Source organism: Stenotrophomonas sp. Marseille-Q5258 (genome assembly GCF_946900935.1).
Classification (GTDB): domain Bacteria; phylum Pseudomonadota; class Gammaproteobacteria; order Xanthomonadales; family Xanthomonadaceae; genus Stenotrophomonas; species Stenotrophomonas nematodicola.
This window is the reverse complement of sequence record NZ_CAMPPN010000016.1, coordinates 1-14,000: the sequence shown is the minus strand read 5'-3', so window position 1 is coordinate 14,000 and position 14,000 is coordinate 1. Positions and strand designations below refer to the sequence as shown.

14 protein-coding genes are annotated in these 14,000 nt (G+C 68.2%); 5 read left to right on the top strand and 9 right to left on the bottom strand.

Going from position 1 to position 14,000, the window contains the following annotated elements; translation table 11 throughout:
- Positions 1-48: 48 nt before the first annotated feature.
- The gene (locus tag OC534_RS11940) at positions 49-633 is read left to right on the top strand and encodes a hypothetical protein (protein WP_017355772.1); all 585 of its coding nucleotides are present in this window, start codon (positions 49-51) and stop codon (positions 631-633) included.
- Between the two features lie 21 nt (positions 634-654).
- Here OC534_RS11940 and OC534_RS11935 read toward each other — a convergent pair whose 3' ends face one another.
- Both OC534_RS11935 and OC534_RS11930 read right to left on the bottom strand, forming a co-directional pair.
- Positions 655-1,080, bottom strand: coding sequence for a hypothetical protein (locus tag OC534_RS11935; protein WP_017355771.1), 426 nt, complete (start codon positions 1,078-1,080; stop codon positions 655-657).
- Positions 1,081-1,142: 62 nt separating this feature from the next.
- Positions 1,143-2,267, bottom strand: coding sequence for a PAAR domain-containing protein (locus tag OC534_RS11930; protein ID WP_262071839.1), 1,125 nt, complete (start codon positions 2,265-2,267; stop codon positions 1,143-1,145).
- Positions 2,268-2,474: 207 nt separating this feature from the next.
- On the opposite strand from OC534_RS11930, the gene mqo reads away from it, so the two are divergent.
- Both mqo and OC534_RS11920 read left to right on the top strand, forming a co-directional pair.
- On the top strand, positions 2,475-4,163 hold the full coding sequence (gene mqo / locus OC534_RS11925; RefSeq protein WP_262071838.1) for a malate dehydrogenase (quinone): 1,689 nt from the start codon (positions 2,475-2,477) through the stop codon (positions 4,161-4,163).
- Positions 4,164-4,536: 373 nt separating this feature from the next.
- Entirely contained in the window at positions 4,537-6,711 is a 2,175-nt protein-coding gene (locus OC534_RS11920) for a TonB-dependent siderophore receptor (protein ID WP_166472726.1), read from the top strand.
- Here the strand turns inward: OC534_RS11920 and OC534_RS11915 are convergent.
- The 4 genes from OC534_RS11915 to OC534_RS11900 all read right to left on the bottom strand — a co-directional run bounded on the left by OC534_RS11915 (position 6,663) and on the right by OC534_RS11900 (position 10,105).
- Complete coding sequence (locus OC534_RS11915) at positions 6,663-7,994, bottom strand: MFS transporter (protein WP_262071837.1); 1,332 nt, start codon at positions 7,992-7,994, stop codon at positions 6,663-6,665. The genes OC534_RS11920 and OC534_RS11915 overlap by 49 nt on opposite strands.
- A 73-nt stretch (positions 7,995-8,067) precedes the next feature.
- A complete protein-coding gene (locus OC534_RS11910; protein ID WP_166472725.1) occupies positions 8,068-8,745 on the bottom strand; it encodes a methyltransferase domain-containing protein in 678 nt (225 codons plus the stop codon).
- A 151-nt stretch (positions 8,746-8,896) separates the two neighbouring features.
- Positions 8,897-9,658, bottom strand: coding sequence for a DUF72 domain-containing protein (locus OC534_RS11905; RefSeq protein ID WP_153164504.1), 762 nt, complete (start codon positions 9,656-9,658; stop codon positions 8,897-8,899).
- 12 nt (positions 9,659-9,670) lie between these two features.
- Positions 9,671-10,105, bottom strand: coding sequence for a pyridoxamine 5'-phosphate oxidase family protein (locus tag OC534_RS11900; protein ID WP_136006136.1), 435 nt, complete (start codon positions 10,103-10,105; stop codon positions 9,671-9,673).
- Between the two features lie 245 nt (positions 10,106-10,350).
- Here OC534_RS11900 and OC534_RS11895 point away from each other — a divergent pair, with 245 nt between their 5' ends.
- Complete coding sequence (locus OC534_RS11895) at positions 10,351-10,674, top strand: metalloregulator ArsR/SmtB family transcription factor (RefSeq protein ID WP_017355763.1); 324 nt, start codon at positions 10,351-10,353, stop codon at positions 10,672-10,674.
- Positions 10,675-10,684: 10 nt separating this feature from the next.
- Positions 10,685-12,013: a DUF2867 domain-containing protein gene (locus tag OC534_RS11890; RefSeq protein ID WP_262071836.1), complete on the top strand. Its 1,329-nt coding sequence runs from the start codon at positions 10,685-10,687 to the stop codon at positions 12,011-12,013.
- Between the two features lie 4 nt (positions 12,014-12,017).
- On the opposite strand, the gene OC534_RS11885 is transcribed toward OC534_RS11890, so the two are convergent.
- The 3 genes from OC534_RS11885 to OC534_RS11875 all read right to left on the bottom strand — a co-directional run.
- Positions 12,018-12,374 (bottom strand): hypothetical protein, encoded by a 357-nt coding sequence (locus OC534_RS11885; protein WP_017355761.1) that lies wholly within the window; start codon positions 12,372-12,374, stop codon positions 12,018-12,020.
- A gap of 70 nt (positions 12,375-12,444) precedes the next feature.
- Positions 12,445-13,635, bottom strand: a complete 1,191-nt coding sequence (locus OC534_RS11880; RefSeq protein WP_208020034.1) for a metallophosphoesterase — start codon at positions 13,633-13,635, stop codon at positions 12,445-12,447.
- Between the two features lie 72 nt (positions 13,636-13,707).
- Positions 13,708-14,000 (bottom strand): DUF1801 domain-containing protein (locus tag OC534_RS11875; protein WP_262071835.1); only part of this gene is annotated, 293 nt, incomplete at its 5' end.

Genomic DNA, 14,000 nt, shown 5'->3' with positions numbered 1-14,000 from the left:
TGACCTGCTCGCGGGCAGCATCAGCCCATTCCCGCCACGGGGTCGTCGATGGAAAGCGATCCGCTGTTCCTGCATATCCGGGTGGTGCTCGGCATCATCCTCGGCCTGAGCATCACCACACTGCTGCGCGGGCTGGCGTCGATCATCGAGCACCCCCAGCGCCGGGGACTGTCGTGGGTCCACCTGTGCTGGGTGGCGTGGGCGCTGGTCTCGGTGGTGACGTTCTGGTGGTGGGAGTTCCGGCTCACCGAGGTGCGGCACTGGACCTTCGGCACCTACGTGTTCGTGATCGGCTACTGCGCCGCCTGGTACATGCTGTGCGTGCTGCTGTTCCCCGACGACGTGCGCGAGTTCGGCAGCCTGGAGAACTACCTGCTGCAGCGTCGCAGCGGCTTTTTCGGGGTGCTGGCGCTGATCACCCTGCTGGACCTGGGGGATACGGCGATCAAGGGCCACAGCCGCTGGCAGGCGCTGGGCGAGGCCTATCTGCTGCACACCGCGGCAATGCTGCTGATTGCCGGGCTGGGCGTCGCGCTGCGATCGCGGCGCGCCCATCTGCTGCTGGCCGCGACCGCGCTGGCGTACCAGGCGACCTACTTCCTGCTGGAGTATTTCACGCTGGGCGGGACCTGAGCCCCCCGGCCGCCAGCCGGCTCAGCGCGCGTCGAGCCCGGCGCGGCCGTCCACGATGTGCACCTTCGCGCGCACGATGGTGGCGTCGGCACCCTTGCGTTCGGGGGTGATGTTGAAGCTGAAGACCGCATCCAGATCGACCGGGCGCAGCGCGAAATCGTTGATTTCCTTCGGCACGATCGGCCAGCTGAAACGCACCGACTGGCCCGGTGCCAGGGTCTCCAGGTCCTTCAGCATCAGGCCGTCCACCGGGTTGCGGCGCAACTGCTTTTCCTTGCCCGAATGGCGGTCCACCAGCCGTACCGCCGGGCCGCGCTTGCGCAGGAAGGCGACCGGCAGCGCCACCGCGCTGCGGCCGCCGTTGCGCAGTTCCAGTTCCACCCGGACGTCGTCGCCGGTGAAGCGGCAGTGGGCGTCGTCGATGCAGCGGGCGTGGAGTTCGATCATGGGGGCAGGCTCTGGGTTCTGTGCAGACGAAGGTGAAACGGCAAACAGGGCAATCAGGGGAATCAGGAAACGGTGCATGTCAGCTCCCGGCCGAGCTCGCGACGGAGCAGTTCCTGCACCTCGCGACCGATGTTCCAGGCATGCCTGGGGTGGGTACCGGCGCTATGGTACGTGGACATGATGGTGGCCTGCGGGTCGGTGCTGTCGCGGTAGGCCATCGCCTCCACCCCCACGGGGTCGACAGTGCCGTCGGGGCGGATGTAGCGCACCGTGTCCGAGGCGTCGTCCTCGTTCTCGGAATACTCGTCGGGCAGGCCCAGGGTGTGGGCAAACTCGTGCGCGTAGGTCCAGGGGTCGGTGGTGGTGGCGACATACACCAGCGGCGGATCGACCATTTCGCGGTCGTACTCCTTGTGCAGCTGCAGCGTGTAGTCCTGGCCACCGTCCACCCACTGGATCGCATAGCGGATCGGGAACGTGCGCGTGCCGCACTGCGGGTCGTTGACCGCCAGGGTGAACTTGCCGTTCCAGTAGGTATCCACGCCTTCCATCATGCGCAGCTTGGCCGTGGTGACGTCGCCGGCGGTGACGCCGGCCAGCGGCTGCACGCGGACCTTGATCGACACCACGACATCCCCGCCGGACCTGAGCGGCACGGCGATGCTGTAGGTCACCGGGAACGTCCAGTCGTAGCGGGTGCCCGCCGGGTCGAACGTTTCGGAATAACGCCCGTCGGCGTTCACCGCGATCTTCGCCTCATGGTCACTCACCCAGCATTGCGGGGCCTCCTCGGGCGCGGCCGGTGGCGCATCGGCAGGCTTGCTCGCCTTCAGCACTGCCGCCGCGATGGAGACTGCGGCGGCGAGCACCGCGGCGGCGTTGCCGGACCCACCGCTACCACCACCGCCACCGCCGCCGCCGCCGGCCTCCACGCTCACCGTCGCCTGCTGGCCGGCCAGCAGCGTGCAGCCACAGCTGGCCTTGTCGCCATGCCGGGCGACCGGGTTGCCGTCGATGATCAGGGTGGCGTCGCCGCTGGCTATCACGCCGGGGCCGTGCTTGCTGCACAGCACCGCGTCGTTGACCCGGGCCACTGCGCGTCCGTCGATATCCGTGAAGGGCGAGCCGGCCAGTACCGTGCCGCCCAGATGGAGGTGGTCACCGACCACAACCAGCGTCCTTGCCATTGCGTACCTGTCTCTTTCGTAGCGATCCGTTGCGCATTCAGTTTACCTGCGGGAACCGGCGGGGTCACCCCATCGGATGCTGCGTTGCACCAAATCCGTACCGGAAAGGGCTAGAATCCGCGCCAAGGAACCGCTGTGACCCCTGTTTTCACGGGCGTCCCCGGCAGCGGCGGCATCCTGTTCACGTCTCCTTCCTCTGGGATCCCCATGAGAAAAATAGCGAAGGTCGCCCTCGGCCTGCTCGTGCTGTTGCTGCTGGCATCGGCCCTCTTCCTGTACTGGCCGCTGACGCAGCGCTCGGTCCCCGCCGCCGGCAACGACAAGCCGGTGGACGTGGTCCTGATCGGCGGCGGCATCATGAGCATCACCCTGGCCACGTTCCTGCAGGAACTGCAGCCGGACTGGAACATCCAGCTCTATGAGCGCCTCGACGGCGTCGCGCTGGAAAGCTCGGACGGCTGGAACAACGCCGGCACCGGGCATTCGGCGTTCGCCGAACTCAACTACACCCCGGAACTGCCCGATGGCAGCATCGAGACCAAGCGTGCGGTGGGCATCGCCGAGCAGTTCGAAATCTCGCGCCAGTTCTGGTCGCACCAGGTCAAGGCCGGCCGCCTGAGCCAGCCGTCGGACTTCATCAACCCCACCCCGCACATGAGCTTTGTGTGGGGCGACGACAACATCGCCTATCTGCACAAGCGCCAGCAGGCGCTGGTGAAGAACCCGCTGTTCTACGGCATGCAGTACTCCGAAGATCCCGCGCAGATCCGGCAGTGGGCACCGCTGTTGATGGAAGGCCGCGATCCGAAGCAGAAGGTGGCGGCCACCTGGATGCCGCTGGGCACCGACGTGAACTTCGGCGTGATCACCCGCCAGCTCACCGCCGGCCTGCAGCGCAGCCCGAACTTCCAGCTGCATCTGAAGCATGAAGTCGGCGCGCTGCGCCAGAACGATGACAAGAGCTGGAACGTCACCGTGAAGGACCTCAGCTCGGGCACCGAGTCGACGATCAAGTCGCGCTTTGTGTTCATTGGTGCCGGTGGTGCCGCGTTGAAGCTGCTGCAGCTGTCGGGCATCCCGGAGTCGAAGAACTACGCCGGCTTCCCGGTGGGCGGCCAGTTCCTGGCGTTCCAGTCGCCGGCCATCGCCGGGCGTCACGGGGTGAAGGCATACGGCATGGCCGAGACCGGCTCGCCGCCGATGTCGGTGCCGCACCTGGATGCGCGCAAGCTGGATGGCAAGCCGGTGGTGCTGTTCGGGCCCTTCGCGCTGTACAGCACCAAGTTCCTCAAGCACGGGTCGTGGTTCGATCTGTATTCGTCGGTGAACCACAACAACGTGGCCGGCATGCTCGACGTGGGCGCCGAGAACCTGGACCTGGTGAAGTATCTGATGGGCCAGGCGCGCCTGAACGACGACGACCGCCAGGCCGAACTGGTCAAGTACTTTCCCAGCGCCAAGCGCGAGGACTGGACACTGGTCACCGCCGGGCAGCGGGTGCAGATCATCAAGCGTGATCCGGAGAAGGGCGCGATCCTGCAGTTCGGCACCGAGATCGTGACCGACAAGGACCACACCCTCGCGGCCCTGCTGGGTGCGTCTCCGGGCGCCTCGACCTCGCCGCCGATCATGCTGGAGCTGCTCAGGAAGGCCTTCCCCGAGCAGATGGCGGCCGGGTGGGAAACGCGGCTGAAGCAGATCGTGCCGTCGTACGGGCGAAAGCTCAACGACAGCGCGGCGCTGACCAACGAAGTGCGCCGCCAGACCAGCGAAACCCTGAAGCTGCCCTACCTGGACGTGCCGGTGGACACGTCGCCGGCGGTGATGCTGACCCCGCCGGCCAACGCACCGGCCGAGAAGAAGCGCAACGCCAACGAAGAACTCCAGGCACTGTAAGGCCTGCGGCGCCCGCCACCGGGCGCCTTTGCCGGAGCGGCCCCCGCCGGGGGCCGGCCGGATGCTGCGGCCCGTCGCGGCACCCGTCGACGCGGATACCGGCCGCCAATGTCGTCCCGCACGACCCTCCGCGCCCCTTGGCGTCGCAGTGACTATTTGTAAAGCGAATGCGAACGCTTTACATTTGCACCCCGCTACATCGCCGGTGCGGGTGCTGGACGGTCTCAACGGACTGCCGTCTGCCCCGCTGAACGCTCCACGGCACCCCTGGCGGACGCTTGCCCGCGCCGCCTTCAGAAGGACCTGTCGCCTGGCGCTGTCGCGTCGGGCCGCTGTGCTGCCCCCTCTCCCGAGACCGATTCGAGACCCCTGCATGTCTTTCCGTGACCGTCCGCTCCGCTCCCCCCGCCGTGCGCCGCTGGGCCTGGCCCTGCTCTCCGTGCTGTCGCTGACCCCGTCGCTGGCGCTGGCCGATGCCGCCACCGATGCAGCCGGCACCACCGACGCCAGGACCCTGGACAAGGTCCGCGTAGTCGCCGCCCAGGCCACGCCGTCGAGCAGTACGCGCCTGCCCATCACGCTGCAGGAGACCCCGCAGTCGACCAGCGTGATCGGCCTGGAACGCCTGCAGAGCGAATCGCTGTACAGCATCAACGACGTGATGCGCAACGTCACCGGCGTCAACGTGTCCTTTTACGATACCCAGCGCCCGCTCTACTACGCGCGTGGCTTCACCATCACCGACTTCCAGGTGGATGGCCTGCCCACCTACAGCGGGTCCACCAACCAGGAATATGACACCGCGTTCTACGACCGCATCGAGGTGATCCGCGGCGCCAACGGCCTGCTCAGCGGTGCCGGTATTCCCTCGGCCACGGTCAACCTGCTGCGCAAGCGGCCCGGTCGCGAGTTCGATGCGTCCTTCGCGATCAGCGCCGGCAGCTGGGATTTCCGCCGCATGGAAGCGGACGTCAACGCGCCGCTGACCGCCGATGGCCGTTTCCGCAGCCGCGTGGTCGCCGCCTACCAGGACCGCGACTACTACTACGACCGCTACACCGAAGACAAAATGTCCGGGATGGCGGTGCTGGAAGGCGACCTCACCGACAGCACCACCGTCACCGTGGGCTACCAGCGCCAGGACAACAACCCGGTCGGCTCGACCTGGGGTACCGTGCCGTTCTTCAACAGCGATGGCAGCTTTGCGCACCTCCCGCGCGAAACCAACATGGCCCCGAAGTGGACACGCTGGCAGCGCGAGACCAGCACCGCGTTCGCCAATCTGGAGCAGACATTCGGTGAGAACTGGATGCTGAGGGTCAATGCGGCTCACACCGAAGGCAATGTGCAGAACGTGCGCGTTTACGGCAGCGGCTATCCCGATCCCACCACGGGCAGCGGCGTGACCCTGATGGCCGGTGCCGGTGACGCCGAGGACACCCGCAACGGCGTGGACGTGTTTCTGTCGGGCAGTTTCGCGCTGTTCGGCCGCGAGCACGATGTGGTGGTGGGTGGCAGCTGGTCGGACCTGGAATCGACCACCTGGACGCTCACCCCGGTCAACACCTGGCGCTACGACATCCCGAACCTGTACACCTGGGACGGCGACATCCCCGAGCTGACCGCCAGCCGCACCGGCGCCCGCCGCGTCCAACGCACCACGCAGAGCGGCGTGTACGCCTCCACCCGCCTGCGTCTGGCCGATCCGCTGTCGCTGATCGCCGGCGCGCGCCTGAGCCGCTGGGAAACCCTGACCCGCGCCTACAACACGCGCGGTGCGTATACCGCCACCAGCGGCCAGTACAAGGTCACCGACGAGGTCACGCCGTATGTGGGCCTGGTGTACGAGATCCTGCCGGCGCTGTCGGTCTATGCCAGCTACACCGAGATCTTCAACCCGCAGAATTTCAAGGACAGGAATGAGAACCTGCTCGCGCCGGTGCAGGGCTCCAACCTGGAAGCGGGCATCAAGTCGCAGTGGTTCGATGGCCGCCTGACGGCCAACGCGGCGATCTTCGAGGCCAAGCAGGACAACTACGCGGTGCGCGACATGACCCAGCCGGACGGGTCGCTCAGCGATGGCAGCTCGGCGTACGTGGGCGTGAACGGCACGAAGTCACGTGGCTGGGAAGTGGACGTCAACGGCCAGATTCTGCCGGGCTGGACGGTCAATGCCGGCTACACGCACGTCAAGGTGACCCGTGCGGCGACCGACCTGATCTACGCCAACCTGCCCGAAGACTTCCTGCAGCTCAACACCACCGTGCAGCTGTCCGGCGCGCTGGAGCGGCTGAGCCTGGGCGGCGGGTTCTCATGGCAGAGCAGGGTCCGCGGCTACAACATCCCCTACCCGCTGGGTGGCACCGTCACCGTCAACCAGCCGGCGTACATGCTGGTGAACCTCAACGCCAACTACCGCATCAGCGACAACTGGATGGCCACCCTCAGCGTGCGCAACGCGCTGGACAAAACCTACTGGGCCAACCTGGACTACAACAACTACGGTGAGCCGCGCTTCGTCTCGGCCAGCCTGCGCTGGAAGTTCTGAGGACGCGTCTCGCGCAGCGTCCACATCACCGGCAGCACCAGCACGGCCACCAGCGCGATCATCGCGCCCGGCGCAGCGGACCACCCGCTGTGCCGGACCAGCAGTTCGGCGACCAGCGGCATGGCGCCGCCGAAGAACGCCGTCGCCATCGTCACGCCCAGCGCCAGCCCGCTGAGGCGGCCTTCGCCCGGGAACTGTTCAGCGGTCGCCGGGGCAGCGACCGCACTGACGCCTCCGGCCAGGCAGGCCAGCACCACGGCGGCAACAGCGATCTGCACGGTGCTGCCCGCGGCCATCACCGCGAACATGCCCAACGGCAGCAGCGCCGACAGCAGCGCCAGCGCGATCAGCACCGGGCGTCGACCGATCCGGTCCGACAGCGCGCCGGCCAGCGGCGTCACCCCGATCACGGCCACTGCCGCCACGGTGGACAACCACAACGCCGTCGACTCCCCGACCTTGCCCACCGAGCCGAGAAACGCCGGAACGTAGGTGATGCCCACGTAGTAGGTGATCGAACCGAGCGCGGAAATCGCGAAGGTGCGCGCCACCGCGCTGCGATGATGCCGCCAGGTGTCGCGGATGGGTGACACCGGCACGGTGCCAGCCGCCTGTTGCCGTTCGAACTCCGGCGATTCCTGCATCCGCGAGCGTGCCAGCAGGATCGCACCAGCGAGGGCAGCCCCGACAAAGAACGGAATGCGCCAGCCCCACGCATCCAGCTGCGCCGTGCTCAACAACGCAACGGTCAATGCCGACAGCCCCACCGCCAGCAGCGCGCCCACCTCACTGGCAGCCGACGCCAGCGAAGTGATCAACCCCCGCCGCCGCGGCGGCGCGGATTCCAGCAGGTAGGCGACCACGCCGGTGTACTCGCCACCGACCGAGAACGCCATCAGGCAGCGCAGCAGCAGCAACAGCACCCCGGCAGTGGTGCCCAGCGTGGCGAATGTGGGCAACAGCGCGGTGGCCAACATGGCCACGGTCATCAGCAGCATCGAGGCCAGCATCATCACGCGCCGCCCGAAGCGGTCGCCGAGATGGCCAAAGCACAGCGCCCCCAGCGGGCGCATCAGATAGGACACGGCGAACCCGGCCAGGGTGGCCAGCAACGCATGCTCGCCGCCCCCGAAGAACACCCGCGACACCACCGTGGCCAGGTACAGGTACAGCGTGAAGTCGTACCACTCCACCACCGTGGACAGGCCGGCGATCAGCATCGAGCGCGAGCGTCCGGCAGGCGCTGCGGGCACGCCACTGATCATCGGTTCGGCATCACGCATGCGGTCGGGCTCCACGACAGGGACATGGCTGGCGAGCCTACGGCATCGGGCCTCCACGCCATGTCATCCCGGCTCAGACCACGGCGGTCACACTGCCAGCCTGGCGGGTGTAGCGCAGCAGACGGCCACGCCCCGGGGCATTGCCCTCGTCCTCGAACAGGCCGTACTCCTCGCTGACCGCATACCCCTGCAACGCCATCGCGCGCGAGAAGCCTCCGACATTGCCGCGCCCGGGGTCGGTGAGCAGCAGCTCGGCATCCGGTCGCGCATGGCGCTCCATCATCGCGGCGATCTGCACGCCGTGCCCGCGTTCGTACAGCACATCGCTGCCGATGATCAGGTCGAACCGGCCCAGTGTCGTATCCGGCAGTTCCCAGGGCAGGTCGCGGTAGTGGATCGCCGGAAGATCGTTGAGGCCGGCGTTGTAGGCCAGGAACGACTCGGCCAACGGATGGTGGTCACTGGCCACCACATCGGCCCCGCGATGCGCCAGCACCAGACTGGACAGGCCCAGACCGCACCCCAGCTCGAGGATGCGCTTGCCGGCGATATCGACGCGGCTCATGGTCTCGGCCAGCACCCGCCCGGCTGGCCATATCTGGCCGAACAGGCTCCACAGCGAGGAGTGGATGCCGGCGCGCTGGGCGCGGCCGGTGGGGTCGGCAAACTGCTGCAGATCGCTGAGTGCGCGGATGCGGAAGTCGTGGCCTGCAACCGGAATGGTGAGAATGCGGGTGGTATAGCCCGGCATGTGCGCTCCGTAGGGGTACGGCGACGGCGGCCTCCACGCGGAAAGCGGCAGTCAGGAAGTGGAGCGAAGCGGGCGGTCGGGAACGGACCGCGCAGGACGCGCGTAACGGCGTGGGACCCGCGCATCGTACAGCAGCCGCGCCGCGTACCCTTCACCCCGCGCTGCCCATGCCGGCCAGCATCACCTGCAGCCGTGCCGCATTGGGCACGGCGAAGCCCTGCGCGGTGTTGTCGAAGATGACCCACGCCGGTGCATGCGCAGGCAGATGGCGTTGCACCGCGGCGGCCAGCGCCGCGAGTGCGGCGTCGGGGTAGTCGCTGTAGTACATGCGGGGTGAACCGTGCCAGCGCCAGTAGGCTGGCGTGGGCGCGCCACCGGGAACGGCCGACTGCGGATGCACGACCGGATCAACCGCCGCGCGTGCCACCCCATGTCGCTGCAGCAACGCATCGGCCTGCGGATCGAACCAGCTGGCATGACGCGGCTCGCAGACCACCGGCGCACGCGTACGCCGGCGCAGCGCACGCAGGAAGGCCGATACGCGGCGCGCATCGAAGGTCAGTGACGGCGGCAGCTGCAGCAGCAACGCGCCCAGATGCGGCCCCAGACCGGCCACTTCACCCAGGAAGCGATCCAGCAACGGGCCTGCGCCGACCAGGCCCGCCTCATGCGACACCGCGCGGGGCATCTTCACCGAGAAGCGGAAGTGCGCCGGCACCGTGGCTGCCCAACGCTCGTACGTACGACGCTGATGGGCCCGGTAAAACGAGGAGTTGATCTCGACCACGCTGAATCGCGTCGCGTATCGCGCAAGCAGGCTGTTGCCCGCCCCGAACAGCGCGGCGTCACGGGTCGGGATGGACCAGCCGGCGCATCCGACCTGGACCGGCGGCGTCGGCGGTTGGCGGGACATCGCGGCCGGTCCTCAGCGCAGGATCTCGCCCTCGTCTTCACCGTCCCAGTAATGGATGCGCGTGGCGGCGACATGGATGAGCAGCAGGCCGGGCGTATCCACGCCCTGGTCGAACCAGCGCTCCAGATCCTTCACCCAATGCTGCTGCATCGTCGCCTTGTCGCGCACCAGCGCCGCCCGGCCCTGCACCGCCACGAACAGCGGCGGCTTGCCGAGCAGTGACTTCTTCCCGGTGAAGCTCAGCGCCACCTTGGGGTTGCGCTGGATCTGACGCACCGCATCAGTGTCTTCCAGCGAGAAGAACCAGCTGTCGCCGTCGTAGTCGACGTCGCCGTTGTTGCTCATCGGACGGCCGGCGATGTCGCCGCTGTCGGTATGGGTCTGCAGCAGGGTGAAGTCGATGCCGGCCATCTTCTTGGCCAGGTCGTGCAGGGTCAGGGTGGTCATGGCGGTTCCACTCGGGAAGGGACGGACAGCGTCCGTGCCGGCCGGTGACCCCGCCGTGCACGGACGCTGCCTTGCCCTTCACATCACCGGGCCTGGTGGACCACCCGGTTGGCGTCCACACGCCACGTGCCAATGGCGCGTGAAGTGCGTCGCAGGGCAACGGCTGCAGGTGACCGAGTGGTGCCGACGGGCGCTTGACATCGGCGCGCGGGCGGAACACCATTAATTAACGAATTAGTTAACTTATGGTCATGGACCGCATCTTCGACGCCCTCGCCTCCACTGCCCGCCGCCAGATCCTCGCCTACCTCAATGGCGGCGAGCTGAGTGCCGGCGAACTGGGCGAACGCTTCGATTTCAGCAAGCCGGCCCTGTCCAGCCATCTGCGCATCCTCGAAGACGCCGGCCTGATCGAGCGCGAGAAGCGGGGCCAGTTCGTGTACTTCCGCCAGGTGCCTGACCGGCTGGCCAACACCCTGTTCGCCTGGGCCGCCGAAGTGTGCCCGGTCGGCGGGCCGCTGCAGCGCGAAAGCCGCGCCCGCGCGCGGCGCAGGACCCCCACCGGATAAGGAGCCCGGCATGCTGGACGTGACCCTTCCCAGTCGTTCGTTTCCCAGCATCCACCTGCCCTCCGTCGGCGACGGCAGCCCCGTCGAAGTCACCGTGATCACCCGGCTCGGCATCGGTGCCGGCGACCAGGCCGTGAACGATGCCGGCGCGCGACAGGCCGCCCATCCGCAGTTCGTCGACGCCCTGGATGAGCCCTCCGCCCGCCTCGGCGACATGCATCTGGCGCACGGCGATGCATCGTCGTTGTACTCCTTCGCGGTTGGCCCGCAGGGGCACCCGTTCCACCGCCACGCCGGGCCACGCATGTTCACCGCCATTGCCGGCAGCGGCGGCGCACAGCTGCGCTTCTCGACCGTCACGGACGCACAGTTGGACCGCGCGCCTGCTGCATTCGTGCAGGCATTGCGCTGCGTGGACATTCCGCCGGACTGCCTGTTCACCGTGCGCTTCGGCGGCGGCACCTGGCACCAGTTCGTCAGCCGGCGACCGCCGCACCCGGCATTGTTCGCCCTGTCCTGCCATCCTGACGACCGCGCCGGCGCGCTGTCCGACGCGCAGCGCGCGCGCGTGGCCGATGGCAGCGCCGACCTTCCCACGCTGACCGATACCCTGCCGCCGGTCGTGCAGCGCCTGCTGGACGAACTCGACATGGACAGTGTGCCGCGCGTGACCCTGTCGATGCAGGCCCCGTCGCGCGGGCACGTGCGCCGCCCGGCAGCGCCGATGCCGGTGACGCGCCATCCGGCGCCGCCGGCCGACTCCCTGCTACGGCACGCGTTTCCCGACGGCTGCCACCATCAGGATCATGCCTTCCTCACCCTGCCACCGCGCGCGTCCGGCACGCCCTCTGCACGCCGCCTGCTGGAGGCGGTGCTCGACGGGTTCGTGCGCAATCCGCCGGCGTCGGTGGGTCGCCTGATGGCCCTGCGCAATGTGCTGGTGGCACCGTTGCGGTTGCGCACCTCACCGCTCGGCTGCCCGGTGTCCTCACTGCTGTCGGAGGATAGACGCGAACTGTTCGCTGGCCGCTTCCCCGTGCTGGCCCAGGCGCTGGCAGCCGACGATCGCCGGGCCGAGGTCATGCTCGGTGCCGACGACCGCCATCTGCAGTTCCGCTCCTGCGTGAGCGTGCAGTACCTGGAGGACGGCAGCGCGCGGGTGTCGCTCGGCACACGGGTGCGTACCCTCAACCGGTTCGGCCGGATCTACATGCTGCTGATCGATCATGTGCACCGCCACTACATCGGCCCCACCCTGCTGCGAAGGGCGGTCGAACATGCGCTGGCACCAGCGTCGAGCGGGACCGCGCGGGACACCGCAGTGCAACCGTCGGTCTAGCGGCTCAGTCGCCCCCACCGCCACCGTCACAGCCACCCCCACCATCGCTGCCGCCACCGCTGTCGCCACTGTCACAGCCGCCACTCCAGCCCGTGCCAGCCGCATCGCTGCTGGTGTAGGAATACGGATAGGCACCATCCGCCGGGTCCTGCGTGGTGCTGCCACTGCTGCGCGAGGGCTGGCCCGGCGTACGGTCCATGAAGGTGATCAGCACGCCGAGCAGCGCACCGAACACCGGCAGCAGCCAGACAATGGCCAGCATGCCCACGCGCCGGCGTGCAGACCCTTTCAGCCGGCGCCACGCGTACAGCGACACGACCAGATTGAATACCACCAGCCCGATGGCCACCTGACTCAGCATGCAGTGGATCTCCGCCACGCGGCACCTCGCCGCCGGGGTGGACTATAGCGCGCGTGCCGACCGCGCTGATCTACGGCTGCCGGGCGCTGCGCAGCGTGATCAGGGTGATCTCCGACGGCACGCCGATGCGGGCCGCGAAGCCCGGCCACAAGCCCGCACCGTTGCTGACATACAGCGTCATGCCGTCGACCGCGTAGCGGCCAGACACGAAGCCACCGTTGGCGCGCTTGACCAGCTGGTCCATGCCCACGATATGGCCGCCGTGCGTATGCCCGGACAACTGCAGCGCCACACCGCGGGCGGCATGGGCATGCGCTTGGCGCGGGCGATGATCGAGCAGGATCACTGGCGCCGCCGGATCGGCGCCCGCCAGCGCCGCGTCGAGGTCAGGCATCGGCAGGTCGTAGCGCGTGGCGACCGGGTCGGTCACGCCCGCCACGGTCAAGGTCGCCCCGTTGCGCCGGATCTGCGCATGGCTGTTCTCCAGTACCTGCATGCCCATGCCGCGGAAGGTGTGCATCCAGCCTGCGTAGTCGGCGTAGTACTCATGATTGCCGGTAATGGCGATCACGCCATCGCGTGCGTGCAGCTGGCCGAGCGGACGGATGTCATCGGCGCGCGCCGCGACGGTGCCATCGACCAGATCGCCGGTGATCACCACCAGGTCCGGCGCCACCGCGTTGCTGCGCGCCACCACCTCGGCCACCCAGTCCCCGGTGAGCAGGCGGCTGGCGTGGAGATCGGTCAACTGCAGCACGCGGTAGCCGTCGAACTGTGCCGGGAGACCGACAATGGCGACCTCGATCTGGCGCGTCTTCGGTACGGCGATGCCCTGCTGGATGCCGTAGGCCGACACCAGCAGTGCCACAGCGGCGGCGGCCGGACGCAGCCAGGGACGGCGCAGCGCGGCCACCGCCTGCGGACGCCGCAGGAGCCGGGCACCAAGCAGCAGGCCATCGAGCGCAAGCAGTGCGAGCGCGGACAGCAGCACTGCGATGAAGCCGGTGGCCAGCACGACGATGAGTGGGCCTGGAATCTCCGGGGATGCCATCGTCCCGGCGAAGGTTGCCACGATGCGATGGTGCAGCCCCATCGCCACCACCAGCAGCGCCAGCACACCGCGCGCCCCGCGTGGCACACGCAAGGGCCATACCAACCGCCAGACGACATACAACGACAGCACCAACGCAACCAAACTCAGCACAGGCAATTCCTGGAAAACCGTGGGGACAGGCGCACGGCCGCCGTCGGCGACGCGCATGCAGTCGGACATGGTGGCTGATCCGCCCGACCGGCTCCAGTGCGTTGCGCGCTGCCCTGCCCTCGCCGGGTGTCAGACCTTCCTGGCGACCTTCCGCGCCGGCCGCGCAGCCGCCTTCTTCGCCGGCGCGCGCATCTTCGACGCGTTCAACGCCACCGCCGCGCGGATCAGTGCTTTCAACGCCGTGGCGTTGAGCGTGTCGCCCTCATGCACATCGATGGCGCGGCGCGTGTTGCCGTCCAGGCTGGCATTGAACAGGCCGGCCGGATCCGGCAACGACGCGCCCTTGGCGAAGGTCATCTTCACCGCCGACGTGTAGGTTTCGCCGGTGCACAGGATGCCGTCGTGCTCCCACACCGGCACGC

Excerpts from the sequence above, each read along its gene's own strand:
- OC534_RS11940 (WP_017355772.1), top strand. The coding sequence starts at position 49 with ATGGAAAGCGATCCGCTGTTCCTGCATATCCGGGTGGTGCTCGGCATC.
- OC534_RS11935 (WP_017355771.1), bottom strand. The coding sequence starts at position 1,080 with ATGATCGAACTCCACGCCCGCTGCATCGACGACGCCCACTGCCGCTTC.
- OC534_RS11930 (WP_262071839.1), bottom strand. The coding sequence starts at position 2,267 with ATGGCAAGGACGCTGGTTGTGGTCGGTGACCACCTCCATCTGGGCGGC.
- mqo (WP_262071838.1), top strand. The coding sequence starts at position 2,475 with ATGAGAAAAATAGCGAAGGTCGCCCTCGGCCTGCTCGTGCTGTTGCTG.
- OC534_RS11920 (WP_166472726.1), top strand. The coding sequence starts at position 4,537 with ATGTCTTTCCGTGACCGTCCGCTCCGCTCCCCCCGCCGTGCGCCGCTG.
- OC534_RS11915 (WP_262071837.1), bottom strand. The coding sequence starts at position 7,994 with ATGCGTGATGCCGAACCGATGATCAGTGGCGTGCCCGCAGCGCCTGCC.
- OC534_RS11910 (WP_166472725.1), bottom strand. The coding sequence starts at position 8,745 with ATGCCGGGCTATACCACCCGCATTCTCACCATTCCGGTTGCAGGCCAC.
- OC534_RS11905 (WP_153164504.1), bottom strand. The coding sequence starts at position 9,658 with ATGTCCCGCCAACCGCCGACGCCGCCGGTCCAGGTCGGATGCGCCGGC.
- OC534_RS11900 (WP_136006136.1), bottom strand. The coding sequence starts at position 10,105 with ATGACCACCCTGACCCTGCACGACCTGGCCAAGAAGATGGCCGGCATC.
- OC534_RS11895 (WP_017355763.1), top strand. The coding sequence starts at position 10,351 with ATGGTCATGGACCGCATCTTCGACGCCCTCGCCTCCACTGCCCGCCGC.
- OC534_RS11890 (WP_262071836.1), top strand. The coding sequence starts at position 10,685 with ATGCTGGACGTGACCCTTCCCAGTCGTTCGTTTCCCAGCATCCACCTG.
- OC534_RS11885 (WP_017355761.1), bottom strand. The coding sequence starts at position 12,374 with ATGCTGAGTCAGGTGGCCATCGGGCTGGTGGTATTCAATCTGGTCGTG.
- OC534_RS11880 (WP_208020034.1), bottom strand. The coding sequence starts at position 13,635 with ATGCGCGTCGCCGACGGCGGCCGTGCGCCTGTCCCCACGGTTTTCCAG.